The 25,944-nt window shown below is 69.8% G+C and carries 29 protein-coding genes; 16 read left to right on the top strand and 13 right to left on the bottom strand.

Annotated features, from left to right (window positions below; translation table 11 throughout):
* Nucleotides 1–61: 61 nt before the first annotated feature.
* The gene (gene coaA, locus LPW41_RS04390; RefSeq protein WP_144829506.1) at nt 62–1,015 is read right to left on the bottom strand and encodes a type I pantothenate kinase; all 954 of its coding nucleotides are present in this window, start codon (nt 1,013–1,015) and stop codon (nt 62–64) included.
* Nucleotides 1,016–1,100: 85 nt separating this feature from the next.
* On the opposite strand from coaA, the gene LPW41_RS04385 reads away from it, so the two are divergent.
* The gene (locus LPW41_RS04385) at nt 1,101–2,030 is read left to right on the top strand and encodes a Ppx/GppA phosphatase family protein (protein ID WP_144829509.1); all 930 of its coding nucleotides are present in this window, start codon (nt 1,101–1,103) and stop codon (nt 2,028–2,030) included.
* A gap of 100 nt (nt 2,031–2,130) precedes the next feature.
* Here LPW41_RS04385 and glmM read toward each other — a convergent pair whose 3' ends face one another.
* From glmM to LPW41_RS04360, 5 genes are all read right to left on the bottom strand, one after another.
* A complete protein-coding gene (gene glmM / locus LPW41_RS04380) occupies nt 2,131–3,486 on the bottom strand; it encodes a phosphoglucosamine mutase (RefSeq protein WP_154096165.1) in 1,356 nt (451 codons plus the stop codon).
* Nucleotides 3,487–3,500: 14 nt separating this feature from the next.
* Nucleotides 3,501–3,962 (bottom strand): 30S ribosomal protein S9, encoded by a 462-nt coding sequence (gene rpsI / locus LPW41_RS04375; RefSeq protein ID WP_307214011.1) that lies wholly within the window; start codon nt 3,960–3,962, stop codon nt 3,501–3,503.
* 33 nt (nt 3,963–3,995) lie between these two features.
* Nucleotides 3,996–4,442 (bottom strand): 50S ribosomal protein L13, encoded by a 447-nt coding sequence (gene rplM, locus LPW41_RS04370; protein WP_056226423.1) that lies wholly within the window; start codon nt 4,440–4,442, stop codon nt 3,996–3,998.
* Between the two features lie 189 nt (nt 4,443–4,631).
* The gene (locus LPW41_RS04365; RefSeq protein ID WP_144829517.1) at nt 4,632–5,378 is read right to left on the bottom strand and encodes a CPBP family glutamic-type intramembrane protease; all 747 of its coding nucleotides are present in this window, start codon (nt 5,376–5,378) and stop codon (nt 4,632–4,634) included.
* A gap of 206 nt (nt 5,379–5,584) precedes the next feature.
* Entirely contained in the window at nt 5,585–6,421 is an 837-nt protein-coding gene (locus LPW41_RS04360; RefSeq protein WP_144829520.1) for an alpha/beta fold hydrolase, read from the bottom strand.
* A 142-nt stretch (nt 6,422–6,563) separates the two neighbouring features.
* On the opposite strand from LPW41_RS04360, the gene LPW41_RS04355 reads away from it, so the two are divergent.
* Together LPW41_RS04355 and LPW41_RS04350 are read left to right on the top strand one after the other, a co-directional pair.
* Nucleotides 6,564–7,049 carry a hypothetical protein gene (locus tag LPW41_RS04355; RefSeq protein WP_144829523.1) on the top strand — a complete coding sequence of 162 codons (486 nt, stop codon included), beginning with the start codon at nt 6,564–6,566 and terminating at the stop codon, nt 7,047–7,049.
* Nucleotides 7,050–7,212: 163 nt separating this feature from the next.
* Nucleotides 7,213–8,502, top strand: a complete 1,290-nt coding sequence (locus tag LPW41_RS04350; RefSeq protein WP_144829526.1) for a hemolysin family protein — start codon at nt 7,213–7,215, stop codon at nt 8,500–8,502.
* Between the two features lie 7 nt (nt 8,503–8,509).
* Here the strand turns inward: LPW41_RS04350 and LPW41_RS04345 are convergent, their stop codons facing one another.
* Entirely contained in the window at nt 8,510–8,647 is a 138-nt protein-coding gene (locus LPW41_RS04345; protein WP_186325407.1) for a hypothetical protein, read from the bottom strand.
* A gap of 136 nt (nt 8,648–8,783) precedes the next feature.
* Here LPW41_RS04345 and LPW41_RS04340 point away from each other — a divergent pair, with 136 nt between their 5' ends.
* Together LPW41_RS04340 and LPW41_RS04335 are read left to right on the top strand one after the other, a co-directional pair.
* Nucleotides 8,784–9,263, top strand: coding sequence for a MarR family winged helix-turn-helix transcriptional regulator (locus LPW41_RS04340; RefSeq protein ID WP_144829529.1), 480 nt, complete (start codon nt 8,784–8,786; stop codon nt 9,261–9,263).
* A gap of 26 nt (nt 9,264–9,289) precedes the next feature.
* Nucleotides 9,290–9,709, top strand: coding sequence for an organic hydroperoxide resistance protein (locus LPW41_RS04335; RefSeq protein ID WP_144829531.1), 420 nt, complete (start codon nt 9,290–9,292; stop codon nt 9,707–9,709).
* A gap of 72 nt (nt 9,710–9,781) precedes the next feature.
* Here the strand turns inward: LPW41_RS04335 and LPW41_RS04330 are convergent, their stop codons facing one another.
* Nucleotides 9,782–10,852: a PIG-L family deacetylase gene (locus tag LPW41_RS04330; RefSeq protein ID WP_186325408.1), complete on the bottom strand. Its 1,071-nt coding sequence runs from the start codon at nt 10,850–10,852 to the stop codon at nt 9,782–9,784.
* Between the two features lie 186 nt (nt 10,853–11,038).
* Between LPW41_RS04330 and LPW41_RS04325 the strand changes: the two genes are divergently transcribed.
* The 3 genes from LPW41_RS04325 (at nt 11,039) to LPW41_RS04315 (ending at nt 12,143) form a co-directional block, all read left to right on the top strand.
* Nucleotides 11,039–11,320, top strand: coding sequence for a hypothetical protein (locus tag LPW41_RS04325; protein WP_144829537.1), 282 nt, complete (start codon nt 11,039–11,041; stop codon nt 11,318–11,320).
* Nucleotides 11,321–11,390: 70 nt separating this feature from the next.
* A complete protein-coding gene (locus LPW41_RS04320; RefSeq protein ID WP_144829539.1) occupies nt 11,391–11,915 on the top strand; it encodes a YbhB/YbcL family Raf kinase inhibitor-like protein in 525 nt (174 codons plus the stop codon).
* Between the two features lie 9 nt (nt 11,916–11,924).
* On the top strand, nt 11,925–12,143 hold the full coding sequence (locus LPW41_RS04315; RefSeq protein WP_230704190.1) for a three-helix bundle dimerization domain-containing protein: 219 nt from the start codon (nt 11,925–11,927) through the stop codon (nt 12,141–12,143).
* Nucleotides 12,144–12,149: 6 nt separating this feature from the next.
* Here the strand turns inward: LPW41_RS04315 and LPW41_RS04310 are convergent, their stop codons facing one another.
* Nucleotides 12,150–13,253 (bottom strand): PIG-L family deacetylase, encoded by a 1,104-nt coding sequence (locus tag LPW41_RS04310; protein ID WP_144829545.1) that lies wholly within the window; start codon nt 13,251–13,253, stop codon nt 12,150–12,152.
* 361 nt (nt 13,254–13,614) lie between these two features.
* Here LPW41_RS04310 and LPW41_RS04305 point away from each other — a divergent pair, with 361 nt between their 5' ends.
* The 5 genes from LPW41_RS04305 (at nt 13,615) to LPW41_RS04285 (ending at nt 19,208) form a co-directional block, all read left to right on the top strand.
* Nucleotides 13,615–15,072 carry a sugar transferase gene (locus LPW41_RS04305; protein ID WP_230704189.1) on the top strand — a complete coding sequence of 486 codons (1,458 nt, stop codon included), beginning with the start codon at nt 13,615–13,617 and terminating at the stop codon, nt 15,070–15,072.
* A 74-nt stretch (nt 15,073–15,146) separates the two neighbouring features.
* Nucleotides 15,147–16,472 carry a UDP-glucose/GDP-mannose dehydrogenase family protein gene (locus LPW41_RS04300; RefSeq protein ID WP_144829550.1) on the top strand — a complete coding sequence of 442 codons (1,326 nt, stop codon included), beginning with the start codon at nt 15,147–15,149 and terminating at the stop codon, nt 16,470–16,472.
* A gap of 181 nt (nt 16,473–16,653) precedes the next feature.
* Nucleotides 16,654–16,878 carry a hypothetical protein gene (locus tag LPW41_RS04295; RefSeq protein ID WP_144829552.1) on the top strand — a complete coding sequence of 75 codons (225 nt, stop codon included), beginning with the start codon at nt 16,654–16,656 and terminating at the stop codon, nt 16,876–16,878.
* Nucleotides 16,879–16,932: 54 nt separating this feature from the next.
* Complete coding sequence (locus LPW41_RS04290; protein WP_144829555.1) at nt 16,933–18,939, top strand: AarF/ABC1/UbiB kinase family protein; 2,007 nt, start codon at nt 16,933–16,935, stop codon at nt 18,937–18,939.
* A 107-nt stretch (nt 18,940–19,046) separates the two neighbouring features.
* Nucleotides 19,047–19,208 carry a hypothetical protein gene (locus LPW41_RS04285; protein WP_186325409.1) on the top strand — a complete coding sequence of 54 codons (162 nt, stop codon included), beginning with the start codon at nt 19,047–19,049 and terminating at the stop codon, nt 19,206–19,208.
* 430 nt (nt 19,209–19,638) lie between these two features.
* Here LPW41_RS04285 and LPW41_RS04280 read toward each other — a convergent pair whose 3' ends face one another.
* A complete protein-coding gene (locus tag LPW41_RS04280; protein ID WP_186325410.1) occupies nt 19,639–20,304 on the bottom strand; it encodes a hypothetical protein in 666 nt (221 codons plus the stop codon).
* Here LPW41_RS04280 and tatA point away from each other — a divergent pair.
* Complete coding sequence (tatA, locus tag LPW41_RS04275; protein ID WP_230704188.1) at nt 20,303–20,764, top strand: twin-arginine translocase TatA/TatE family subunit; 462 nt, start codon at nt 20,303–20,305, stop codon at nt 20,762–20,764. The genes LPW41_RS04280 and tatA overlap by 2 nt on opposite strands.
* A gap of 68 nt (nt 20,765–20,832) precedes the next feature.
* Nucleotides 20,833–21,564: a twin-arginine translocase subunit TatC gene (gene tatC, locus LPW41_RS04270; RefSeq protein ID WP_154096166.1), complete on the top strand. Its 732-nt coding sequence runs from the start codon at nt 20,833–20,835 to the stop codon at nt 21,562–21,564.
* 61 nt (nt 21,565–21,625) lie between these two features.
* Here the strand turns inward: tatC and LPW41_RS04265 are convergent, their stop codons facing one another.
* Nucleotides 21,626–21,979 carry a hypothetical protein gene (locus tag LPW41_RS04265; RefSeq protein ID WP_144829572.1) on the bottom strand — a complete coding sequence of 118 codons (354 nt, stop codon included), beginning with the start codon at nt 21,977–21,979 and terminating at the stop codon, nt 21,626–21,628.
* A gap of 94 nt (nt 21,980–22,073) precedes the next feature.
* On the bottom strand, nt 22,074–22,349 hold the full coding sequence (locus LPW41_RS04260) for a helix-turn-helix domain-containing protein (RefSeq protein WP_144829575.1): 276 nt from the start codon (nt 22,347–22,349) through the stop codon (nt 22,074–22,076).
* 340 nt (nt 22,350–22,689) lie between these two features.
* Here LPW41_RS04260 and LPW41_RS04255 point away from each other — a divergent pair, with 340 nt between their 5' ends.
* Nucleotides 22,690–24,165 carry a sugar transferase gene (locus LPW41_RS04255; protein WP_230704187.1) on the top strand — a complete coding sequence of 492 codons (1,476 nt, stop codon included), beginning with the start codon at nt 22,690–22,692 and terminating at the stop codon, nt 24,163–24,165.
* A gap of 87 nt (nt 24,166–24,252) precedes the next feature.
* Here LPW41_RS04255 and LPW41_RS04250 read toward each other — a convergent pair whose 3' ends face one another.
* Complete coding sequence (locus LPW41_RS04250; protein WP_230704519.1) at nt 24,253–25,887, bottom strand: polysaccharide biosynthesis tyrosine autokinase; 1,635 nt, start codon at nt 25,885–25,887, stop codon at nt 24,253–24,255.
* Nucleotides 25,888–25,944: the final 57 nt, after the last annotated feature.

Genomic DNA, 25,944 nt, shown 5'->3' with positions numbered 1-25,944 from the left:
GCTCGGATCCGTCGCCGATTACCGGCCCTTCACGGGGAACGACGGTTCCGGATGCCGCGACTCAGAGCTTGCGCAGCAGCACCGACTCGACGGTGTGGTCGGCGCCCTTCTGCAGCACGAGCTTCGCGCGATGCCGCGTCGGCAGCACGTTCTCTTCGAGGTTGGGGAGGTTGATCTCGCGCCAGTAGCCGAGCGCGCGCTCGACCGCTTCTTCGTCGCTGATGTCGGCGAACACGCGGAAGAACGACGTCGGGTTCGTGAAGGCGTTGTCGCGCAGGGCGAGGAACCGGTCGACGTACCAGCGCTCGATGTGGGCGGCGTCGGCATCGACGTAGATCGAGAAGTCGAACAGGTCGCTGACGGCGACCTCGTTCGGCGAGGGCGGCGGCTGCAGGACGTTGAGGCCCTCGACGATCACCACGTCGGGACGGTGCACGCTCACGTGCGCGTCGGGCATGATGTCGTACCGCACGTGCGAGTAGAAGGGGGCGCGGGCCTCTTCGGCGCCCGACTTGACCTCGCTGAGGAACTCCACGAGCGCCCGCCGGTCGTACGACTCGGGGAAGCCCTTGCGGTCCATCAGGCCTCGCCGTTCGAGCTCGGCGTTCGGATAGAGGAACCCGTCGGTGGTCACCAACTCCACGCGCGGCGTATCGGGCCAGCGACTCATGAGCTCGCGCAGCAGACGCGCGATGGTCGACTTGCCCACCGCCACCGACCCGGCGACGCCGATGACGAAAGGCGTCGTGGCATCCGGCTCGCCGAGGAACTGGCTCGTGTCGACGCCGAGCCGACGCGTCGCGCGGGCGTAAAGGCTCAGCAGGCGACTGAGCGGCAGGTACACCTCCGCGACCTCGCGGGGGTCGAGCCGGTCGCCGATCCCGCGCAACTGCACGATCTCGTTCTCGGTCAGCGGTTGCTCGAGTCCACCGGCCATGCGGGCCCAGTCCTCGCGGTCGATCTGACGGTAGGGGCTCAGCGACGGTGCGGGAGCGGCTGTCTCGGCGGCGGACACCCGCCCATGCTACCGGCGCGGCCGCGCGGACCCTCGAGCGCCCCGCGGCCGGAGGTCCGCGGCATCCGCCCACTACGCTCGGACCGTGCGCCTGGGAGTCCTCGACATCGGCTCGAACACCGTCCACCTGCTCGTCGCCAATGCGCGCGCGGGCGGCCGACCGACCGCGACCTCGTCGCATCGATCGGTCCTGCGCCTGATGCGCTACGTGCAGCCCGACGGCTCGATCTCGCCCGAGGGGGTGAGGGGATTGGTGGATGCCGTGACCGCCGCTCGCGAGAGGGCTCGCGCCGAGGGGGTCGACGAGCTGCTCGCCACCGCGACCTCGGCGGTGCGCGAGGCCACGAACGGCGACGACGTGATCGCCCTGATCGAGGATGCCCTCGGCCAGCCACTGCAGGTGCTCGGCGGCGAGACCGAGGCGCGGTTCACCTACCTGGCGGTGCGCCGCTGGTTCGGATGGTCGGCGGGGCAGATCCTGCTCTTCGACATCGGGGGCGGGTCGCTCGAGATCGCCGGTGGCGCCGACGAGTTGCCCGACCTCGCCGAATCGGTGCCGCTGGGCGCCGGACGATCGACCGTGCGGTTCCTCCCCCACGACCCGCCCAGCGACGATGAGATCGAGGCGCTCCGCCAGCACGCGGCATCCGTCCTCGCCCCCGTCGCCGAGCGCTTCGCTGCTCTCCCCCGCCCCGATCACGTGATCGGCTCGTCCAAGGCGATCCGTTCGTTGGCGAAGCTCGCCGGGTACCCCGTGCCGGGGTGGTCGGGCATCGATCGCATGGTGCTTCCGCGCAAGGAGCTCAAGGACTGGATTCCGCGCCTCGCCCGCATCCCCGCCGACGCCCGCGAGGCGTTGCCGGGCATCACGGCCGATCGCACGTTCCAGATCGTGGCGGCGGCGGTCGTCGTCGAGCGGGCCATGAAGGCGATGGACGTCGACGAGCTCGAGGTCTCGCCGTGGGCCCTGCGCGAGGGCGTCCTGCTGCGCTACATCGAGTCGCTCGAGTACTGAGACGACGACGGCTCAGCAGTCTCCGCGGACGGAGACTGCTGAGCCTGTCGAAGGTCCCTGAGCCTGTCGAAGGTCCCTGAGCCTGTCGAAGGGACGGACCCTAGAGCGCCAAACGCTCCCGCACCACGTCGGCGAGCCGATCGGCGTGCAGGCGAGCCGTGTGCTCGTCGGCGGCTTCGACCATCACGCGCACGAGCGGCTCGGTACCCGACGCGCGCAGCAGCACACGTCCGGAATCGCCGAGTTCCGCGGTCGAGGCCGCGACGGCCTCCTGCACCTGGTCGTCGCTCACTCCGTCGCGGTCGACGCCGCGCACGTTGACGAGCACCTGCGGGTACACGGTCATGATCGAGGCGAGCTCGGCGAGGGTCTTGCCCTGCCGCGCCATCTCCGCCACGAGGTGGAGTCCCGTGAGCAGTCCGTCACCGGTCGTGGCGAACTCGCTCATGATCACGTGCCCCGACTGCTCGCCGCCGAGGGAGTATCCGCCCTCGTTCATGGCCTCGAGCACGTAGCGGTCGCCGACCGCGGTCTGCAGCACACGGATGCCGTGGTCCTGCATCGCCCGATGGAGTCCGAGGTTGCTCATCACCGTGGCGACCAACGTGTCGTCGACGAGGGCGCCGCGGTCCTTCATCGCGACCGCGAGGATGGCCATGATCTGGTCGCCGTCGACGATGTTGCCTTCGGCGTCCACGGCGAGGCAGCGGTCCGCATCGCCGTCGTGAGCGATGCCGAGGTCGGCACCGAGGCGCACGACGGTCTCGGCGAGCACGTCGAGGTGCGTCGAGCCCACACCGTCGTTGATGTTCAGTCCGTCGGGATCGGCGCCGATCACGGTGACCTGGGCGCCGGCGTCCTTGAAGGTCTCGGGCGACACACCGGCCGCGGCTCCGTGCGCGCAGTCGAGCACGACGTGGATGCCGTCGAGACGGTGCGGGAGCGAGCCGAGCAGGTGCAGGACGTAGCGGTCCTCCGCGTCGGCGAAGCGGCGGATGCGTCCGACGCCTGCGCCGGTGGGCTGCAGCCGTTCGCCCTCGAGAGCGCTTTCGATGCGCTGCTCGACGACGTCGGGGAGCTTGGTGCCGCCGCGCGCGAAGATCTTGATGCCGTTGTCGGGTGCGGGGTTGTGCGACGCCGAAACCATCACGCCGAAATCGGCGTCGTGGTCGGCGATCAGGAAAGCTGTCGCGGGCGTGGGGATGACCCCGGCGTCGAGCACGTCGACACCCGACGACGCCAGTCCCGCGGCGACCGCGGCCGAGAGGAACTCCCCCGACACGCGCGGGTCGCGCGCGACGACGGCCGTGAGTCGACGGCCCTCGGCCTTGCGCGCCTCCGCGGAACGACCCTGGCCCAGGACGACAGCAGTCGCCTGGGCCAGGTGCAGCGCGAGTTCGGCGGTGAGGAGGCCGTTGGCCAGCCCCCGCACCCCGTCCGTGCCGAAAAGAGGCATACGGAGCTTCGAACTCAGCGCTTGGAGTACTGAGGCGCCTTGCGGGCCTTCTTGAGACCGGCCTTCTTGCGCTCCTTGACGCGAGCGTCGCGCGAGAGGAAGCCGGCCTTCTTCAGGGTCGGGCGGTTGTTCTCGGCGTCGATCTCGTTGAGCGCACGAGCGATGCCCAGACGCAGCGCGCCGGCCTGACCCGAGGGGCCACCACCGGAGATGCGCGCGATCACGTCGTACGAGCCCGCGAGCTCGAGCACCGTGAACGGGTCGTTGATCAGCTGCTGGTGCAGCTTGTTCGGGAAGTAGTCCTCGATCGTGCGGCCGTTGACCGTGATCGTGCCCGAGCCGGGAACCAGACGCACGCGGGCGATGGCCTGCTTGCGACGGCCGACGGCGCCGCCGGGGACCGAGAGCACGGGGCGCTCGGTGGCGACGGCCGTCTGCTCGGCCGGCGTCTCGGTGCTGTAGTTGCTGGAGTCGATGTTCGACACTGTTTCGTCCTTATCCGGCGGCGCTTACTGGGCGACCTGGTCGAAGGTGTATGCCGTGGGCTGCTGGGCACCGTGGGGGTGCTCGGCGCCGCGGTAGACCTTGAGCTTCTTGAGCTGCGCCGCGCCGAGGCTGTTCTTGGGCAGCATGCCGCGGATGGCCTTCTCGACCGCGCGGACGGGGTTCTTCTCGAGGAGTTCCTCGTAGTTGACCGACTTGAGGCCGCCCGGGTAACCCGAGTGACGGTAGGCCATCTTCTTCTGGAGCTTCTGACCCGTGAGCGCCACCTTTTCGGCGTTGATCACGATGACGAAGTCGCCGGAGTCGATGTGGTTGGCGAAGGTCGCCTTGTGCTTGCCGCGGAGGAGGACCGCCGCGTGCGAGGCCAGACGGCCGAGAACGACGTCGGTGGCGTCGATAACGACCCACTCGCGCGTGACCTCAGCGGCCTTGGGGGTGAAAGTGCGCGTCACAGTAGTGCTGCTTTCTTGATCGAACGGAGGAGTTCGTGAATCCCGCTCCGGTGGTCCGTTCTCCGCCCGAGGGGCGGGGGAACAGGGCCGGTGGAGGGCTCACGTTCGGGTGACCCGCTCGCAGAGAGGCAGGCACCAAAGATCAAGACTACGTCATCCGGATGCCACGGCCAAACCGTGCCGTCGGACTCACGCGAGCAGGGTGCCGATGGCGACCAGGGCGATACCCGACGCGTTGAAGACGATGTGCACCGCCACCGCCGGCCAGATGCGCCCCGTGCCGACGACGAAGACCCCCGTGACGACGCCGAGCAGAGCCAGGGCGGCCAGGTCCACGGCATCCGGTGCTCCGAGGATCTGGTGCGTGACGACGAACAGGGCGGTCGACAGCGCCACGGCCGCGACGCCCGCCGCGACCGGGCCGCTCCACCGCCTCACCACCGCGAAGATGCAGAGCAGCACGACCCCGCGGAAGAAGCTCTCCTCGCACAGCGGCGCCACGATCGCGTCCCCCACCGCGTCGGTCAGAAACGACGACGGCAGTCCGTCGCCCGTCGTGAACGTCGACGGCCAGGCGACAGGCCCCTCGAGGCCGGCGAGCGCCCCTTGCACCCCGCGCACGATCAGACCGAAGACGATGCCGTACGCGAGGTCGACGAGTCTGATCCGCAGCAGGCCGCGCGGTCGCGACCGGCGCAGGGCGATCACGGCGGGCGCCAGCAGGGCCACCCAGAACACGACGCGAGAAGCGTCGGACGACGTTTCGACGGGGAGGGCGACGGATGCCGCGTGCGCGAGCAGCACGCCCACGCCCAGGGCGAAGACGGCCCAGCCGAGCATCTCGAGATCCCAGCCGCGAACGCGGGATCCGCCCTCGCGCCACCCGCGGCGCCGAGGACGACCGCGACGCAGGAGGGCGGCGTCGGTGTCGGACATGCGCGTCAGGCTAGGGACGAGGCGGGCTGCTCACCGGCATTTGCGGCGGCCCCCGGGAGTCTGTCGCCCGACGCATCACCCCTCGCGCAGATCACACTCACCCGGCCGGACGCCACGACGCCCCCGCCACCGATGGTGACGAGGGCGTCGAAGAAAGGTCGCGCCCTCCGCGGATGCGGGCGAGATCGAGAGGGCGACCGGAGGGCTTAGCGCTGGAGGAAGTCGATCAGCACGCGGTTGAACTCCTCGGCGTGGCTCACGTTCACGCCGTGCGGGGCGCCCGAGACGACGTGCAGCTCACTGCCCGCGACAGCCTCGTGCGTGCGCTTGCCGGACCCCTCGAACGGAACGGTCGCATCGCTGTCGCCGTGGATGACGAGCGTCGGCACCGTCACGTTGGGCAGATCGTCGCGGAAGTCCGTCGTGGCGAATGCCTCCATCGACTTCAGCGCGGCGTGGTGATCGGCCTGGTCGGCCAGGCGCTCCGCCTCGGCGCGATCGGCTTCCGAGACCACCAGCTCGCCGTTCACAGAGAAGAAGTCGGTCGTGAACTGGTGGTAGAACGACTTCTCATCGTCCTTCAGCCCTTGCTTCATCCCGTCGGCGGTCGCGTCGTCGAGAGGGCCCTCGGGGTTGTCGTCCGTCTTCGCGAGGTACGGCGGCACCGCCGACGCGAAGACGACGCTGTGCACGCGGTCCGCCCCGTGCCGGGTCAGGTAGCGGGCGACCTCGCCGCCGCCCATCGAGAAGCCGACGAGAGTGACATCGCGCAGGTCGAGGGCCTCGAGCACGGCCTGGAGGTCGTCCGAGAAGGTGTCGTAGTCGTAGCCCGAGCGCGGCTTGTCGCTGCGGCCGAAGCCGCGCCGGTCGTAGGTGACGACCCGGTACCCGGCGCCCTCGAGGGCGGGGACCTGGTGCGCCCACGACTCGCCGGAGAGGGGCCAGCCGTGGATGAGGACGACGGGGCGACCGGAGCCGCCCGTGTCGTCGACGTGGAGGTCGATGTCGGTCAGGAGTCCATGGTGTGCGGTGATCTCGCTCATGCCGGTGATGATTAAACCCGAAGCTGGACGTCGGGCCACCGTTGACGGGTCGGCCGCCGCTTGGTAATGCCCCCCGAACGCACACCGACGACCCCGCGCGCAACACCCTGCGTCGAGCGGGAGCGCTGATTAGCCTTCGGGCATGGCCTCGATCCGATTCCCCGCCGCCATCGCCCTCATCGCCGCGGCCGCCCTCGCGCTGAGCGGATGCGCGTCCACCCCGGCGGGAGGAACGGATGCCGCCGCATCCGACCGCGAGGCGGTCCGGGCCATCACCACGGCGGAGGCGAGCGCCGGCGGCCGAGCCTTCGAGCTCGAGACCGACGACGGCGAGTGGCAGGTGCACGTGGCGACGGGCGACCGCGCGATCGAGGTGCGGGTGAGCTCCGACGGCGCGACGGTGCAGTCCTCGCAAGACGCCGACGCGCTCGACGACGAAGACCGCACCGCTCTCGACGCGATCACGACCACCCTGGCCGACGCGGTGCGCATCGCCGCGGGCGAGGGTGGCGACGCCGCGGTCGACGAAGCGCAGCTCGAGGACGAGGGCGGAACCTCGGTGTGGGTCATCGAACGCGAGGGCGGCGAGACGGTCCGGGTCTCGGGCGCCGACGGCACGATCCGCTGACGAGCAGACGAGCGCATCCCGGCGCAACCCCCCGCTTTCACGGCGCTGCCCGAGCGCACGCTCCGTACACTCGGCGCATGAGCCACGCCTGCGGTCCCGACGGTCACAGTCCGAACGCCCGGGTGACCCCGGGCGCGAACTCCGGACAGAACGGGGCGGGCCGGTGAACGACCTCGCTCTCAACATCGTCCTGGTCGTGGTGTTCGTCTTGATCGGAGGCGTGTTCGCCGCGACCGAGATGGCGTTGGTCACCCTGCGCGAGAGCCAGGTCAACGCGCTCGCGTCGCGGGGCAAGCGCGGCCAGAAGGTGGCCGATCTCGCGCGCAACCCCAACACCTTCCTCTCGGCGGTCCAAATCGGCGTGACCGTGGCGGGTTTCGCGTCCGCCGCGTACGGCGCCTCGTCGATCGCCCCCTCCGTGACCCCGCTCTTCGTCTCTCTGGGCCTCGAGCAGGGCGCCGCCGCGACGGTCGCGACGATCGCCCTGACGCTCGTGATCGCCTATCTCTCGCTCGTGCTGGGAGAGCTGGTGCCCAAGCGCCTCGCGATTCAGCGCAACGCCGCGTTCGCCTACACGGTGGCGCCGGTGCTGAACGGCTTCGCGAAGCTCATGCGACCGGTGATCTGGCTGCTGTCGATCTCGACCAACCTGCTGGTCCGACTGCTCGGCGGCGATCCTGACAAGACCGGCGAGGAGTTGACCGAGGAAGAGCTGCGCGACATCGTCTCCAGCCACGAGGGGCTTCCCGACGACGAGCGTCGCATCCTCGACGATGTCCTGTCGCTGCGGGATCGGCACGTGAGCGAGGTCATGCGCCCGCGCCCGGAGGTCGTGACGCTCGACGCCGGGGGCACCATCGCCGAGGCGGCCGAACGCGTGCGCGATCTGCCCTACTCGCGCTACCCGGTCGCCGAGCAGACCATCGACGACGTCGTGGGCTTCGTCCACGTCCGCGACCTCTACGACGAGCCCGGCCGCCCGCTCTCGGCCGTCATGCGCGAGATCCGCTACATCCCCTCGACGGCGCGAGTGCTGCCGACCCTCACGGCGATGCGCGCCGACGGCAGTCACATCGCCGTCGTCGTCGACGAGTACGGCGGCACCGACGGGATCGTGACGTTGGAGGATCTGGTCGAAGAGGTGGTGGGCGAGATCTTCGACGAGTACGACACGGATGCCGAGCAGCCCCTGTCCGAGGGAGAGCACGGCACCGTCGAGGGTCGACTCAACCTGCAGGACTTCGAAGAAGCGACCGGCGTGCCCCTCCCCCGCGGCGCGTCCGACACGGTCGCGGGATTCGTGGTGGAGCGCCTGGGACGACTCGCGCGGGTCGGCGACACCGTCGAGGTCGAGGGAGCGACGCTGCAGGTGAGCGCGATCGAACGTCGGCGCGTCTCGCAGTTGCTGGTGACGCGGCATCCCGCCGACGACATCGAGCCCGACCGCGGGTGACGCGGGTTCAGACCGCGCCGCCTCCCGCGAACGTCGAAGGCGTGCCGAGGTCGAAGTGGTGCCCGTTGATGGCGAGCAGGTCGCCGTCGCCGTCGGGGAGGAATCCCGAGGGCGAGGCGAAACTCGCGTCGCTGCGGCTGGTCATGCGACCCATGCTGAGGCGTCGGCGGTCGGGATGTCAGGGCTTGACATCAGGCCCATGGTCCGTCTGCGTCCATGGCGGACGGCGAGCGATTCTCATTTGAGTTGTGCACAACTGAGTTGTGTGCAAGAGTTCTGCCATGCCCGCTGTCGACCACCTCGTCTGCTTCGCGCTCTACGCGGCGAACCGCACGACCACGCAGGCGTACCGCGTTCTGCTCGAGCCGTGGAACCTCACCTATCCGCAGTACATCGCGCTGGTCACGCTGTGGACCGACGGCGACCAGAGCGTGACCAGCCTCGGCGAGGCGCTCCAGCTCGACTCCGGCACGCTCTCGCCGATGCTGGCGCGCATGGAGGCCGCGGGATACGTGACGCGCGCGCGCCGCAGCCCCGACGAGCGCGTCGTCACCGTGTCCCTCACGCCGCGCGGAACGGCCCTGCGCACCGAACTCGCCCACGTGCCCCGCTGCATCGCGGCCGGGTCGGGCCTACCCGACATGGACAGCGCGCGCGAGCTGATCGACGCGCTGCACCAGCTCACCGAGGCCATGAAAGACCTGCGGGACCACCCCGAACCGGTGATCGCCGCATCCCGGGCGCCACGCACCACCGCGTGATGCCCCGCCCCACGAAAGGAACCCCCATGGACGTCCTCTACACCGCCGAAGCCGTCTCGACCGGCGAGGGCCGCAACGGCCACGTCACCGCCGGCGACTACATCGACCTCGACGTCGCCGTCCCTCAGGCGATGGGCGGATCCGGCGCCGGAACCAACCCCGAGCAGCTGTTCGCGGCCGGCTACGCCGCCTGCTTCCACAGCGCGCTGCACGCGGTGGCCCGCGGCCACAAGGTGAAGCTCGCCGACTCGTCGGTCGGCGGTCGCGTGCACATCGGTCCCAACGGACAGGGCGGCTACCAGCTCGCCGTTCTGCTCGAGGTCGTCCTGCCGGGCATCGAGGCGCAGCTCGCCCAGCAGCTCGCCGACGAGGCCCACCAGGTCTGCCCCTACTCGAACGCCACCCGCGGAAACATCGAGGTCACCGTCACCGTCTCGGAGGACTGACCTCCCCTCGACCCCCGGGGCGGAGCGCTGAGCCCCACGTATCGCGCTCCGTCCTGGGCCTTCCCGACAGGCTCAGTGCAGCTGCAATTCGCCGTCCGTCTTGGGATACGAGCGCCGCAGCCACTGACCGAACCCCGGCTGCGCCAGACAGGCCGCGGCGGAGTCGCACGTCACGACGGGGTCGTGCGCGGCGTAGGTCTGGTAGGCCGCCACCTTCGCATCGAGGTCCGCGCCGAGCACGTTCGGCGGCTGGTGCTGCGACGGATAACCGATGTAGTAGGTGATGGCCTCCGCCGCCACCCCCGCCGTCGCCGCGACCGTGCGCACGAGCGATCCCACGCACGAGTGGTCGGGGTGGTCGCCCCGGGCGAAGGCGCTCTCGTGCGGAACGTTCGTCGTCACGCGGTCGGGCCGACCCGCGTGGATCAACTCGGCGACGGTCTGCGACAGGCGCCCGCTGTCGAGGGTGGGACCGTCATCGATGGGCTGCAGAGCCGGCACGGTGCCGTTGATGAGCTGCGTCAGGCCCGCATCGCCGGTGGCGGGGAAACCCTTCGCGCTCAGATTGCCGTCGGGCAGCCGCAGGACGGTGATCGACAGCCGATCGTCGTCCGACGGCACGAAGCGCGTGACCCGCGCGCCGCTGAGCAACGTGATCTGCTTCTCGTCCCACGGCTCCGAGCTGCCGCGCATGTCGTCGTAGGCGGCGCGGATGCCGGCTTCGCGCAGCTTCGCGTACTCCAGGCCCCGTCCCGCATCGCCGGCCGTGACGAAGACCGTGCGCAGGGTCGCGCCCGAGGCGATGATCCCCGCGAGATGCGGGTTGGCGAAGATGATGTCGTCATCGGCGTGGGCCCAGACGGCGACCGTCGTGTCCGCCCCCGGTTGCTCGAACGCCGGCGAGGTGGCGCCGGGCGACGATTCGGGCAGCGGCACGATCGGGCTCAACTTCACCCAGCTGCCCTCGGGTCCCGCGGCGCGTCGCACCTCCCGGTACACCAGCGCTCCCCCGCCGAGCACGGCCAAGCCGCCGACCGCGATCCCCCCGAAGACGAGCGTGCGCCGGGACAGTCCGCTCTTGCGCGACGACTGGTCGCCGCCGCGCGCGGGGTCGCCGCCCGAAGGCTCGTCGATGTCACTCACGGCGACTCCGTCCTGTACAGCGCCCCCCGGCGGCGGATATCGGCTACCGACGCTACATCGGCTCGTCGATGATCCTGCTGAAGAACCTCCGAGCGACGGCATTCGCGACGCTCTCTGCACTCTTCGTACACCCAGCGCTGGGCCGACGCTCAGCCCACTCCGAAGCGCACTGCCCACACTCGGGGCATGCAGACGTCCTCACCGCCGCGGTCACTGTCTCCCGAAGCCCTCCGCATCCGCGAAATCCTCAACGAATGGGACCCCATCGGCGTGCACCACATCGGTCGTGGCTGGCCCGCCGACGAGTACGACGACCTGATCCTCCCCATCCTCGGAGCTCTGGAAAGCGCCCCCACGGCCGACGACCTCGCGGCCGAACTCCGCACGGTCGTCGAGGTCGATTACGGCCTTCCCTCACCCGGCGGATGCCACGACGTCGCCCGCTCGCTCCTCGCCGTCACCCGCTGACCGCTACCGGTCGGCCGGGCACGGTGCAAGCCCTCGCGACACGTCACCTGCGCCGCCTAACGTGCCCGTCATGGTCGACCTCTCCCGCGCGCAGACTCCGGACCCCTACCCGCTCCTCCCCGCCGTCGCCTCGTTCGAGGTGGTCAGCTACGACGTCACCGACGGACAGCCGCTGAAGGACGACCAGGTCGCCGACGGCGGCAACACCTCCCCGCACCTGCGCTGGTCGGGGGCACCCGAGGGGACGAAATCGTTCGTCGTCACCTGCTTCGACCCCGACGCGCCGACCCCGAGCGGGTTCTGGCACTGGGTCCTCGTCGACCTCCCCGGCGACGTGACGGAGCTGGCGACGGGCGCGGCCGCCGCCGATCTGCCCGGCGGCGCGTTCCACGTGCGGAACGACGGCGGCGAGGCCGGCTTCATGGGAGCGGCACCGCCGGAGGGCGACCAGATCCACCGCTACTTCTTCGTCGTTCACGCCGTGGGCGAGGACACCCTCGGCGTCGACGCCGACGCCTCCCCCGCCGTGGTCTCGTTCAACCTGGCGTTCAAAACGCTCGGCCGCGCGATCCTGCACGGCACCTACCAGCACTGAGGTCCGGCCATGACGAAACACAGCGAGGGCTTCGACAAGGACGAAACGATCGCCGAAGTGGAGGAGCGCGTTCAGGCGCGCTTCCCCGCCGCACCGTCCGACGTCATCCACGACGAGGCGGTGGCGGCGGTCGACAAATACGCCGACGCCCCCGTGAAGGACTTCGTCGAGATCATCGCCGAGCGCGACGCGCGCACCGCCGTCGAAAACTCCCTCGACGAGAGCTGATCCCGCTCAGCCCAGCTGGAGCTCTGCCTCGGTCTTGGGGTACGACCGCTGCAGCCACTCGCCGAACTTCCGCGTCTTCAGGCACGCCGATCGGTCCGCGCACCGGATGACGTCGTCCTGCTGGGTGTAGATGCGGTACGTGTCGACCTTGGCGTCGAGGGTCGCGTCGTCGAGGTTGCGGGGCAGGTTCTGCGACGGGTAGCCGACGAAGTACCGGATGCCGGGTGCCAAGGTCGCGTTCGCTCCGATCGCCTCGCGCACGAGGCTGCCCACCACCGAATGGTCGGGATGGTCCCCGGGCGCGAAGGCGCTGCCGCGCGGGATGTGCGTCAGGATCTGCGCGGGAGTGAGCGCGGCTCCGAGTTCGGCGATCGACGCGACGAGCTGATCGCGCGAGACGGCGGATCCGCCGTCGATCGGCGCGAGCGTCGCGCTCTGCCCGTCCCACAGCTTGCTCAGGGTGGCGTAGCCCGTCGCCGAGAATCCCCCGTCGGTGATGTTGCCGTCGGGAAGGCGCAGGAACAGCACCGACACGCGCGCGTCGCCCTGGGGGCTGAGCCGTCGCACGTGCAGCCCGGAGGAGAGGTCGAACTCCTGCGCATCCCACAGCCCGTCGTTCTTTCGCATGGCGTTGTAGGCGCGGAGGATGCCGAGCTCGCGCGCCTTCACGTACCCCATCCCCTTGCCCGCGTCGCCGGCGGTCACGAAGACCGTTCGGACGCACTCGCCGGCAGCGAGGGCGTCGGAGATCATCGGGTTGGCGAAGATGATGTCGTCGTCGGGATGCGCCCAGACCGTCAGCATCGTCGCGCCCGACTCGCACGGCTGAGCCGCGGGAGAAGACACCGCGGGAGGCGGAGGCGGCGTCGGAGTCGAAGTCGGCGTGTCGCTCGCGGTGGGGGTCGGCTGCGCCGATGGCGATTTCGTCGGAACGGATGACGCCGACGGTGACGCGGAGGCCGCGACGGGGTCGCCACCGGGTCGCAGGAGGGCGAACGCGAACACACCCGCGACGGCGCTGACGACCACCACGGCCATGGCGAGCGCCGCGATGAGCCCCGCCGAGAGGCGTCGGCGCGGAGGCCTCGGGCGCAGATCAGCGCGTGACATCGAAGGCCTTCCGGCGGCGGGTGGGGGTCTCGCCCTGGCGAGGCCGAGAATGACGGACACCGGGGGGTCCCCCCGGCCCGCCCCGAGTGTAAACGACGCGTCCTTCCCGCCGCCACGACCCGGCCGTCCCGCGCACGGACGCAACGTTCATGTTTCGGACGAATGACAGTTCGCAAAGGTCGCCGACGCCGACGAATCGAGCCTGTTATCTTTCACAAGTCGATATCGGCGCGCTCGAACCCCGGGGGAGGGGCATCACATCGTGGCCTTTGACGTGCGGACGGGCCTGCCCGCCGAGGACGCACCGCTTCCTGACGACCCACAGGCGCAGACCCCGGGGCCGCAGACCGTCGCGCCTCGTGTGCCCCCAGCGCCGTCCCCCGACCCGTGGCGGCGCCGCTACCGACGCAACCTCGCCATCACCGACTTCTTCGCGCTCGTCTGGGTGGTCTACGGCACGCAGCTGCTCTGGTTCGGCCTCGGCAACGCGCAGGTCGCCGCAGGCAGCGACAGCCGCATCTCGGATCTGTCGTACTGGGTCTTCTCGGCGATCGTCATCGTGACGTGGATGTGGTCGCTGTCGTTCGTCGACTCCCGCAGCGACCGCGTCATCGGCACCGGCTCGCAGGAATACGTGCGCATCGCCGATTCGAGCTTCCGCCTCTTCGGCACGATCGCCATCGTCGCCTTCCTCACGCAGATCGACGTCGCGCGCGGTTATCTCCTCATCAGCCTCCCCGCCGGCATCCTCGTACTCATCTTCACGCGGTGGATGTGGCGGCAGTGGCTCGTGTTCCAGCGCTCGCGCGGCCTGTCTTCGGCGAGCGTCCTCCTGGTCGGATCCCTCCCCTCGGTCACGCACCTCGCCCAGGAGTTCGCCCGCACGCCGAGCGCCGGCTACCGAGTGGTGGGGGCATGCGTCCCCAACGGAAAGGTCGCCGACGTCATCCCCGGGACCTCGATCCCCGTGATGGGCCAGGTCGGCGACGTGACCCGCGCCCTGCAGGCGACCGGCGCCGACACCGTCGCCATCACGAGCGCCGACGATCTGCCGGCGTCCAAGGTGAAGCAGATCTCCTGGAGTCTCGAGGCGGGTCGTCAGCACCTCGTGCTCGCCCCGAGCATCGTCGACATCGCCGGCCCGCGCCTGCACACGCGCCCCGTCGCCGGGCTCCCCCTCATCCACGTCGAGACCCCGAAGTTCTCCAAGGGGCAGAGCTTCCTCAAGCGCAGCGTCGACCTGATCGCGGCATCGGTCGGCGTCGTGCTGCTCAGCCCGCTCCTGCTGTTCCTCATGGCCGCCGTGCGGCTCTCGAGCGAGGGGCCGATCTTCTTCCGGCAGACCCGCGTGGGCTTCCGCGGACGCGAGTTCACCATGATCAAGTTCCGGTCGATGGTGGTGGATGCCGAGGAGTTGCTGGCGCAGCTGGCCGCAGACGACCGCGACTCGGGCAACGAAGTGCTGTTCAAGATGAAGAACGATCCGCGCGTCACCCCGATCGGGCGGATCATGCGCAAGTTCAGCCTCGATGAACTCCCCCAGCTGTTCAACGTGATCGGCGGCTCGATGTCGCTCGTGGGCCCGCGTCCTCCGTTGCCGTCCGAGGTCGCCGTCTACGCCGATCACGTGCACCGCCGCTTCCTGGCCAAGCCCGGGATCACCGGTCTGTGGCAGGTCAGCGGCCGCTCCTCTCTATCCTGGGAGGAGTCGGTGCGACTGGATCTCTCCTACGTGGAGAACTGGACGCTCCTCGGCGACTTCGTCATCCTCGGCAAGACGGCTCGCGCCACCCTGGCGCCGGGCGAGACAGCCGCATGATGTCCGCCCGCGTGGTCGCGGGAACGCGCTCCGCCCCGCGGAAGTGCGTCCACACCTACCCGAAAGGCTAAATAGTGCGTTTGTCTGTAGTGGGATGCGGTTATCTCGGAGCGGTGCACGCCGCCGCGATGGCTTCCATCGGTCACGAGGTCGTCGGGATCGACGTCGATGAGCGCAAGATCGCGGCGCTCTCCCGCGGGGAGGCCCCCTTCTTCGAGCCCGGTCTGCAGGAGATTCTGACCGAGGGCATCGCCTCTGGTCGTCTGTCGTTCACGACCGAGATGTCCGCGGCGCAGGGCGCCGTGGTGCACTTCATCGGTGTCGGCACCCCGCAGCAAGCCGGTGGGCACGCCGCCGACATGACCTATGTCAACGCGGCCGTCGACGCCCTGCTGCCCTTCCTCAGCGAGGGCGACATCGTCGCCGGAAAATCGACTGTTCCCGTGGGCACGGCCGCGCGTCTCGCACCGCGCGTCGCCGAGCGCGGTGCGACCCTCGTGTGGAACCCCGAGTTCCTCCGCGAGGGCTGGGCCGTACAGGACACCGTCGATCCCGACCGTCTCGTGGCCGGCGTCCCCTCCGACGACGGTGCCCCGACGGCCGAGGGCGAGCGTTGCGCCCAGGTCCTCCGCGAGGTCTACCACCCGTCGATCGCCAAGGGCACGCCCTTCATCGTCACCGACTACGCCACGGCCGAGCTCGTCAAGGTGTCGGCGAACGCCTTCCTCGCGACGAAGATCAGCTTCATCAACGCCATGGCGGAGATCGCCGAGGTCACCGGAGCCGATGTCACGACCCTCGCCGACGCCATCGGCCACGACGCCCGCATCGGCCGACGATTCCTCGGCGCCGGGATCGGCTTCGGCGGCGGATGCCTGCCCAAGGACATCCGCGCCTTCTCCGCTCGCGCGGAGGAGCTCGGTCGCGGCGAGTCCGTCGCCTTCCTTCGCGAGATCGACGCGATCAACCTGCGCCGTCGTGACCGCGCCGTCGAGCTCGCCACGCAGGCGCTCGACGGGAGCGTCTTCGAGAAGAAGATCGCCGTCCTGGGTGCGGCCTTCAAGCCTCACAGCGACGACATCCGCGACTCCCCCGCGCTCGACGTCGCCGTCCGCCTGCACGGGCTCGGTGCTCACGTGACGCTCACCGACCCGGCCGCGATCGAGAACGCGCGACGCATCCATCCCCAGCTGACCTACGACGCCGACCTCGACGCGACCCTGCGCGATGCCGACGCCGTGATCGTGGTCACGGAGTGGGACGAGTACCGCCGCGAGCTCTCCCCCGAGCACGCCGCGTCGCTCGCGCGCGGCCGCGTCGTCATCGACGGCCGCAACTGCCTCGACCCCGCAGCCTGGCGTGCGGCCGGATGGACCTACTTCGGCATGGGCCGCCCCTGAGCCTCCCGTGATGACGAACGCCCCGACCCCTTCCGGTCGGGGCGTTCGTCGTCGTTGCGCGTCGCCCGTCGTGAATCGCGTGACGAATGCGGTGGTCGACACGTCTGAGTGATGAGGGTCTCGTCCGTGCCCACGACCTCCGTGTCGGCACGCGGCGGATCCGGATCCAGAGGAGGATGCCATGCGCAACAAGATCATCCTGATCGGCGCGATCGCGGTCGTCGCGTACGTCGTCGGTGCGCGCTCATCGCGAGTGCAGGTGAAGAACCGCGAATCGGTCGGGCACCAACTGGTGCGACTCTGGGACGACCCCCGGGCACGCAAGCGTCGTCACAAGGCTGCCAAGAAGGCCGCGTCCGCGGCGGAGAAGCGCGGGAAGAAGCTGTTGCGCGAACTCCACCACTGACCGCCCGCGCGTCCGCCTCGTGGCGGGTGAGCGACGGGCCGATACGCTGACCCCGTGGTCGCCACTCTGCTCATCTCGATCTCCGCCATCGTGTCTGCGGTGCTCGTGGGGTTCGTGGCGCGCCGCGTCCTCGGCACCGCAGTGGGGTGGCCACGCAGCATCGTGGTCGGCCTGCTCGTCTTCTTCCTCGGCGTGCCGTTCACGCAGTGGACGTTGCGCCAGACAGGGCTTCCGGATGCCACGACGCCCATCCCCGCGGACGACGTGTGGTTGTGGGTCGGGCTGATCGCCCTCTCCCTCGCGTGGGTCTTCGCGTTGGGCGTCGCCGCCTTGGTCGCGAGCGAGGCGATCTTCCCCACGCGCGCGCTCCCCAACCCCGTCGATCTCGTGCGCGCCGCGCTGCGCCAGCGAAAGCGCACGCGCCGGTACCTGGAGATCCTCGCCATCGCCTCGCGTCACGGCGTCGGCTGGCTGTTCCACGGCGGTCGTTCACGGGTCGAAGAGCAGTTGAGCACCTCCGAGGAACGCGCGAACGCGATCGTCGCGACCATCAACGACGCCGGGGTCAGCTTCGTCAAACTCGGGCAGGTGCTCTCGACCCGTCGAGACCTCATCCCGGAGCCCTACCTGAGCGCGCTCGCCTCCCTTCAGACGAAGGCGACCACGTTGCCGTGGGACACCGTGCGGGCGGTGATCGAGACGGACCTCGGTCGCCCCCTCGATCAGGTGTACGCCGACGTGGACCCCTCTCCCCTCGCCGCTGCCTCCGTCGCGCAGGTCCACCGCGCGCACCTTCTCGACGGCACCGCCGTGGTCGTGAAGGTGCAGCGTCCCGCCGCGCGCGCCCAAGTGGAGGCGGATGCCGACATCATCGGCCGACTCGCGCACCGGGCCGAGATGCGCACGCGCGTCGGGCGCGATCTGCGCATCGAGTCGGTCGCGCGCGGCTTCACCGCCACCCTGCTCGAGGAGCTCGACTACCGCATCGAGGCCCGCAACACCATGATGGTCGCCTCGACGGTCGATCTCATCGACCGCGCGGAGCCCGACCGCCGCAGCATGGTCACCGTTCCGCGGATCCACGCGGCAGCCTCGCATCAGCGCGTCCTGACGATGGAGCTCGTCGACGGCACCGCACTGAGCGATTCCGCCGAGCGGTTGGCAGCGATGACCGCCGACGACCGGGAACGGCTCGCACGGGTGTTGATGTCGACGGTGATCGAACAGATCCTCGTCTACGGGGTCTTCCACGCCGATCTGCATCCGGGCAATGTCCTCCTCCGCGAGAACGGCTCCCTCGGGCTCATCGACTTCGGCGCCGTCGGAGTGATCGAGCGCAGCCGTCGCCAGCACATGACCGCGTTCCTGCTCGCCGCCCTGAGCGAGAACGACGTCGCGGCCACCGACGCCCTGCTGCTGATCGTCGATCCTCCCGACGACCTCGACGTCGAGGCCTTCCGCCACGATGTCGGTATCGTGCTCACGACCGAACACCTGCGCACCACCGGGCAGGGTTCGATCTTCACCCGCATGGTGGATGTGATTCGCCAACACCACATCGCGCTCCCGGGCGAGCTGGCTTCGGCGTTCCGCAGCTTCGCCACGCTCGAGGGGTGCCTCCGGGTCATCGTCGACGATTTCGACATGGTCGGAGAAGCCCTCCCGCTCATGCCGAGCCTTCTGCGGCGCACCGTTTCGGCGAAGAAGATGCTCACCGACCTGCAAGCGCAGAGCGTCATCTCGCTCGCCCGGCTGCAGCGCATCCCCCGTCGCCTCGAGAACCTCCTCGCCGGCGCCGAGAAGGGGTCGATCGGCATCACCCTCCGCGGCGAGAGCGGCGACGACGTGGGCGGCATCCTCGGCCGCACCACCGCCGAGATCGCCTCGACGCTGGTCTCCATCGCCGCCGTCGTCCTCGCCGTGGTCCTCGTGGTCGCCGGCGGGGGTCCCGTTCTGGGCGGATCGATCACGCTGTTCGGCGTGCTCGGCGCCGTGATCGGCCTTTTCGGATTCCTCGGACTCCTGCGCATCGTCCGCAGAACGTTCACCAGAAAAGGCTGACACGCGCGAATCGATGGTCTCCGGATGCCGCGTCCGGGCCGTCCGCGGCGCTACCGTGACATCAACCACCTCACCGGTGGGCAATCGGGCTACGAAGGAGAAGTCCCATGATCGCTCTCGCCGCTGTGTTCTGTGCCGTCATCGTCTGGGCGCTCGCGTCCGTCGCCGTCGGCGTCGGGGTGGGTCGGATGATCACCCGCGCCGAGTCCGAGTCGGTCCTCTCGGTCGCGGGCGCCCCGCACGAGCTCGTCCCCTCCGGGCGCCTCTGACGTCTCGCCATCCGGCGGAGCGGAGGGCACCTCGCTCGGCGAGTTCTCCGCCGTGACGGACACGGGGTGAGGCGAGCCAGCGCTCGACTCACGCCGTTCCTTGGCGTCGCCCCCCTCACCTTCCGACTCACCCTGAGCGGCGTCCGCGGTCGTCTTCTCCCCTCCCGTCGCCGCATCCCGTGCGGCGGTGTCGGCGAGTTCGCGCAGGATCCGGCGTGGATGAAGAGCGCGCGGGTCATACTCGCGCCAATCCGGCGCCAGATCGTCGAGTTCGTCGATGACCTGCGACCGCCCCTCGAGGTAAAGGGCGTGCAGCCGACCCAGTGAGCGCGGGATCGTCTGACGAAGCTCGCGCAGCCGTGAGGGTCCGAGGATCACCCCGACGAGGATTCCGACGAGGAGCAGTTTGTCGAGTCCGAAATCGAACATGTCACTTCCTCCACGGGGCGGGCGGGTCTGACGGCGTGAGCTGCGCCTGTCGGTACTCCCGCCGCGTGCGGGGGGCCGGATCGGCGGCGGAGGCACTCGGGCCGGTGGGTCGCAACGATCCGACGGCGCCCAGGATCGCCGAGACGGCGCCGGTGGCCTGGCGCTCGAACGCGAACCACGCCGAGGCGGGTCCGTCGACGGGGTCGACGATGTCGTCGGTCTCGGCGTTCGTGCCCGCCGAGGCGAGTCGGGCACCGGCGCAGGCGCGCACGAGCTCCGCCCACGAACCGGCCGAACCACGCACGGACGGAGCCTCGGTCAGCCGGGCGAACTCGCGGATCGTGAACGTGGAGGCGATGAGATCCGGGCGCAGATCGAGCACGACGCGACGGTGAGCGGCTTCCGCGCACAGCACCGTGTCGCCCGCCCGCAGGAGGCTCTCGTCCAGACGGCGCGAGCGATGGGTGTCGAGCGACAACCCGTAGGTCCGTCCGATTCGCAGGACGTCCTCGGGCACCGCGTGCCCGGGTCGCGCCGCCGTCCCGGCGCTGTGCACCGCGAGGCGTCCGGCCCGCGCCTGCGGCAGCCGCGACGAGAGCAATCCGGCCACGAACGGTGAGCGGATCATGTTCGCCGTGCACAGCACGAGGATGCGATCGACGGTCATGAACGGCATGCGCGCATCACGCCCCCTCTTCTGCGAGAGCTCGCCCCGCCGCTCCAGTAGAACGCGTGAACCGGCGCAGTCGGCCGATCGGCCTTTCTTCGCCAACCGGGTGAATTTCCTCGGGGTCCGGGCGATGTTCGCGCACCCACGCCCCCTTCTCATGATGTCGGGCGTCAAGCATGAGGAGTACCGCCGTCTATCGAAGGGTTCCCACATGGGTATTTTCGGCAATGCGTTCTCTGGCTGGCACCTGCTCCTCATCCTGGCGGTCGTCCTCCTCTTGTTCGGTGCCGCCAAGCTGCCGAGCCTCGCCAAGAGCGTCGGTGAATCGGTTCGCATTCTGCGCGCCGAGACGCGCGAGGCGAAGGGCGACAAGACGGAACCCGCGTCGGCGCCCTCTTCCGCGACGGCGAACGACCAGCCGGGCCGCAATCCGTCAGGCCCGTCGTCGTCCACGTGAGATCCCGCACCCGCGTGCGCGATCGGCGCCGAAGCCGACACGCCGACGGCACAGGGAGCGGCGGGGCCATGTCCCTCCTGTCCCATCTGTCCGAGTTCCGTCGACGCGCCACGGTCTCTGCGATCGCCATCATCGTCGCGGCCGTCGGCGGCTTCCTGCTCTCCGACCTGGTGATCGAGGCGGCATCGGCGCCGCTGAGCTCCGTGCAGGGTCCCTCGACGACCAGCCTCAACTTCACGCGACTCGGCGAAGCCTTCGATCTGCGGTTCAAGATCGCCATGACGCTCGGCATCGTGCTCGCGGCCCCCGTCTGGCTGACCCAGGTGTGGGGCTTTCTCGTTCCCGGTCTGACCTCGCGCGAACGGCGGATGGGCATCGTCTTCGTCGCTACGGCGCTTCCGCTCTTCTTCGGAGGCGTCTTCTTCGGCTGGACCGTCATGCCGCAGATCGTGCACGTGCTCGCGAGCTTCGCGCCGGCCGGTTCGACCACCCTGCTCACCGCGAGTCAGTACTTCGACTTCCTCCTCAAGCTCGTCGTCGGCGTCGGAATCGCCTTCGTCTCTCCCCTGGCCGTGGTCCTGCTGAACGCCGTCGGGGTGCTGAGCGCACGGACGATCATCCGCGGGTGGCGCGTCGCGCTGGTGATCATCGTCGTCTTCTCGGCTGCGGTCACGCCGCCCTCCGACCTGATGAGCATGCTCATCATCGCCCTTCCGCTGTGCCTGCTCTATCTGGGCTCGGCCGCGTGGGCGTGGGTGCACGACCGGCGAGCCGCGCGGAAAGCAGCCGCGGCGTCCTGACTCCGGCCGCACAGACGCCCGACGACGTCGTGGGTCATCCGCATGCCACCGGGCAGCGACATCACCGGTCGTCGAAGACGGATCGCAAGACGCCGGTCGGCCCCAGATCGTCGGTCAGCCGCCGCCCCAGCGAACGAGCCGCGTCGGCGTCGAGAGCCAGGGCGATCCCCGCGCCCGTCTCGACGACCACCCACGTGCGATCGTCGTCGGTGCGCCGGAGCGCGCCGACCTCGACGTCACTGAGCGTCCCCGTCCCCCGCCCGGAACCGTCGCGGACCCAGGCTCGGAATCCGCGACCCGCGCTGCGATGATCTTCGTCGTCGGGGTGAACGGTCGCCCCGTGCGCGGTGACGCACCATTCGTAAGAGCATCGTCGGGTCTTCACCTCGCGGGCGAATCGATCATCAGCGGCCATGCCTGACACCTCTCTCTCGGGGCCGCCGCAGAACTCGGCGACCCGAACATCGGCGGGCACGAACACAGTGAACAACAGACCTCCGACACTGCCCTCACCGTTCGGGCGGCAGCCCCTTCGGCGGGGTCGGAATGAGGTCCGGCAGCGGCACCCCGAGCACCTCGGAGACGGCCACGATCGTCCGCAGACGCGGGTTGGCGGAAGTGCCCGGATTGGACTCGCCCTTCTCCAGCTTCCGGTACGTGAAGGTCGCGAGCCCGGCAGCGTGCGCGACCTGCTCCTGCGAAAGGTGCTGTTCGGAGCGCGCGCGGAATATGCGCATGCCGAGTTCGCGGACGAAGTCGGACCAGGGGTCGGGCGCATCGGTCATAGGTAAAGCTTGATCGGTGCATCACCCCCACATAGACATGTAAACATGCCTACGTCATCCTCGATCGCCTCTGAGTGAGGTCTTCGAGGCATGGTGAGGCGAACTGACGCAGGGGTGAGCGCGAGGGCTATGTGCGGTGCGGGCGGCGGGCGAGCCGCTCGGCGTGGACGCACCACCGGAGTGACGAGCGCACCAAGGAACGGGCTTCACCCCGCACCATCGCCCGGATCCCCGGTCTTTCGACCACCGCGAAGGTGGCAGAGTCCCCGCGCCCACCGTCGAAACCATCCCGGGGCGGTGGGGGGATCATCAGCCCCCGGGCATGGACTGCGGAGTATGCATGAACTCTTCCGTCTCACTCGTCGCCTCATCCGTCGAGTCCGACAATCTCACCCGGTCCGGCAGGGGCGTGCGCACGCCCTGGCAGAGGAAGTACTCCCACGTGGTGGCCGCCGTCGACACCGCGGTGATCGCCGCGGCCGTCTTCGGTGCGCAGGTGGCCTGGCTCGGCCCGGACCCTGTGCACGTGGCATCCGCGCCCGTCACCTATACGGCGGTGTCCTTCGGTCTCGCGGCGGCCTGGCTGGCGGCCCTGTTCCTCTGGGGTACTCGCCAGCCTCGCGTCATCGGTTACGGAGCAGCCGAGTACCGCCTCATCCTCGCCGCGTCGATGCAGATGTTCGGGCTCGTCTCGATCGTGGCCTACCTGAGCGACGCGGAGCTCTCGCGTGGCTACTTCCTGTTGAGCCTCCCGCTGGGCACCGCCGGCCTTCTGTGCGGGCGGCTCCTGAGCCGGCGATGGCTCTCCCGCCGTCGCGCCGCGGGGGCCATGAGCACGCGAGTGGTGCTCGTCGGAGCCGCAGACGAGAACGAGCGCGTCGCCGGCGAACTCTCTCGCCAGCCGAGCGCCGGCCTCCACGTCGTCGGAGTGCTCGCCCTCTCTCGCGCGGGATCGGGCCCCGCGTGGTCGGACGAGGAGGCGAACGCCCTGCGCGAGTGTCTGGCGACGTCCGGCGCCGACGGCGTGCTCGTCTCGGGCGGAGCGGTCCTCCAGCCCGCAGACATCCGCAGGATCGGCTGGAGCCTCGACTCCGGCCGACACCACCTCATCGTCGCGATGAACCTCATCGATGTCGCCGGCCCCCGGCTCCACACGAGGCCGGTCGCAGGCCTACCCCTCGTGCATGTCGAGACGCCGCAGTTCTCCGCCACCCAGCGCGTTCTGAAGCGCGTCTTCGACATCGCCGGAGCCGGTGTGCTCGTGCTCGCCCTCGCTCCCGTCTTCGCGGTGCTCGCCCTGCTCGTGCGCGCCTCGGGGCCGGGACCGGTCTTCTTCCGCCAGGAGCGCGTCGGACAGGGCGGCGCGCACTTCGGCATGCTGAAGTTCAGATCGATGATCGACGGAGCCGACGCGCGGCTGCAGGAGCTGCTCGCCGAACAGGGGCGCGAGGGCACTCCCCTGTTCAAGATCGACAACGACCCCCGCATCACGCCTGTCGGGCGATGGTTGCGCAAGTACTCGCTCGACGAGCTGCCGCAGCTCTTCAACGTCCTCGGCGGGCAGATGAGCCTCGTCGGCCCGCGCCCGCAGCGCGACGCGGAAGTGGAGTTCTACGACGACGACGCCCACCGTCGGCTCATGGTGCGCCCGGGGATGAGCGGGCTCTGGCAGGTCAGCGGCAGATCCGCGCTGGCCTGGGACGATGCCATCCGACTCGACCTCTTCTACGTCGAGAATTGGTCCCTCGTCGGCGACATCGTGATCCTCGCCCGCACCTTCCGCGCCGTCGTCGCTCCCGGCGAAACCGCGCACTGACGAACAAGGGGGGGGGGGGGGGGGGGGGGGGGGTCCGATCCATCGGATCGGCGCCTCCCCCCTTTGCACGTTGTCAGGTGCGGAGGTTCACTTCCCCCGCGAACGGCGCAGGTGCGCGGAGTCTTCCGCTCCCGAGGGGGCTCCGACCATGGCCGGATCACCAGTCGGCTCACCCACAGGCGCGCCAGTCGTCCTCCGGTGGGCGAGAGTCCGCAGCCCTCGCACGTTCTCCGGCGGGACACCGCCGGACGCGCGACGCGACGCGGAATCCGCGTCCGATACCGCGCCCGCCTCCGCCGGTACCCGGCGCCGGAGGCGCCACCAGGGTCCCCGAGTCGAGGCCGGCACGCCGTAGCCGTAGTAGCCGCCGTACTGGGCTCCGTAGTAGCTCGAGTCCGCGCCGCGCAGCGGCATCCGGTTCAGCACGACGCCCAGGAGGCGGCCACGGGTCTTCGCGAGGTTCTCGGTCGCGCGCGTGAGCATGTCGTCGGTCGTACGGCCGACCGTGACCACCAGCACGGCCCCGTCCGCCCAGCTCGCGATGACGGCCGCATCCGCCACCGCCAACGTGGGCGGGGAATCGATGATCACCACGAGGTCTTCGGCGAGCTTGCGGGTCAGCGCCTGCATGCGCTGAGAACCGACCATCTCGGTGGGGTTGGGCGGCGTGCGCCCGGCCGCCACGACGAACAGGCGCCCGTGCTCATCGACCTGATGTGCGACCTGCTCGATCTGTGCACGGCCGGCGAGGACGTCCGAGAGCCCCACGTCATCGGAGAAGCCGAAGATGCCGCCCAGCACCGGTCGTCGCAGGTCGGCGTCGATCAGGATGACGGACTGTCCCGTGGCCGCGATGCTGACTGCGAGGTTCGCCGCAGTGGTGGACTTGCCGTCACCGGGGAGCGGACTCGTGATCACCATGATGCGGGCGGGGCGGTCGACGTCGACGTACTGGAGGTTCGTGCGCAACTCGCGCATGGCCTCCTTGTGAGCGAACGATCCCCGACCGTCCTTGATGTCGTCGAACGAGAACACCGCTCGACCGCCGGCGAGGTCCTTGTCGACGGGGAGCACACCGACGACCGACGCGTCGACGGCGTCGGTGACGTCGCGGGCGTTGCGCAGCCGGCGATCGAACGCCCGGCGCACGAGCGCGAACACGACACCGGCCACGGCACCGAGCAGACCGCCGATCAGCACGTCGAGCTTGACGTTCGGAGACGACGGAGCGTCGGGGAGGCGCGCGGAATCCCCGGCGATCAGACGCACGGCGCCTTCACCGTTCCCGCCCGTCTCCAATCCGTTGACCTCGGAGGTCATGCCGTGGATCCAGGCCTCGGCGAGATCGCGGGCCGCTTCGGGCGTCGACCCCGTGGCATCCACCCGGATGTTCACGGTGTCGACCGGATTGGACACGTGGATGCGCTGCACGAGGTCTTCCGGGCTGTCATCGACCCCCAACTGCTGCCGCGCCGACTCGGCGACGCTGCGCCAGTAGCCCATGTCGACGAACGACTTGACCTTCGACAGCGCGAGCTGGTCTCCGGCGAGGGCTGCTCCCGTCGACCCGTCCGACGAGGTGGCCGCGACGTACCCGCTGGCGTCGGCGGTGTAGACGCGCGGTTGCACGGCGCTCCAGGCGAACCCCGCCAAGCTCCCCACGATCGTCAAGGCGACGATCGCCTTCCAGTAGGCGCGCAAGATGCGCACGACCTTCTGCATGTCCACTCGGATCCGCCTTTCGCGATGCGGCGGAGACACCGCCGGGTCGCCGCAGCA

The organism is Microbacterium sp. JC 701, assembly GCF_021026215.1.
Taxonomy (GTDB): Bacteria; Actinomycetota; Actinomycetes; order Actinomycetales; family Microbacteriaceae; genus Microbacterium; species Microbacterium algihabitans.
The sequence above is the reverse complement of the archived record's forward strand: the minus strand, read 5'-3'. Positions and strand labels throughout refer to the sequence as shown.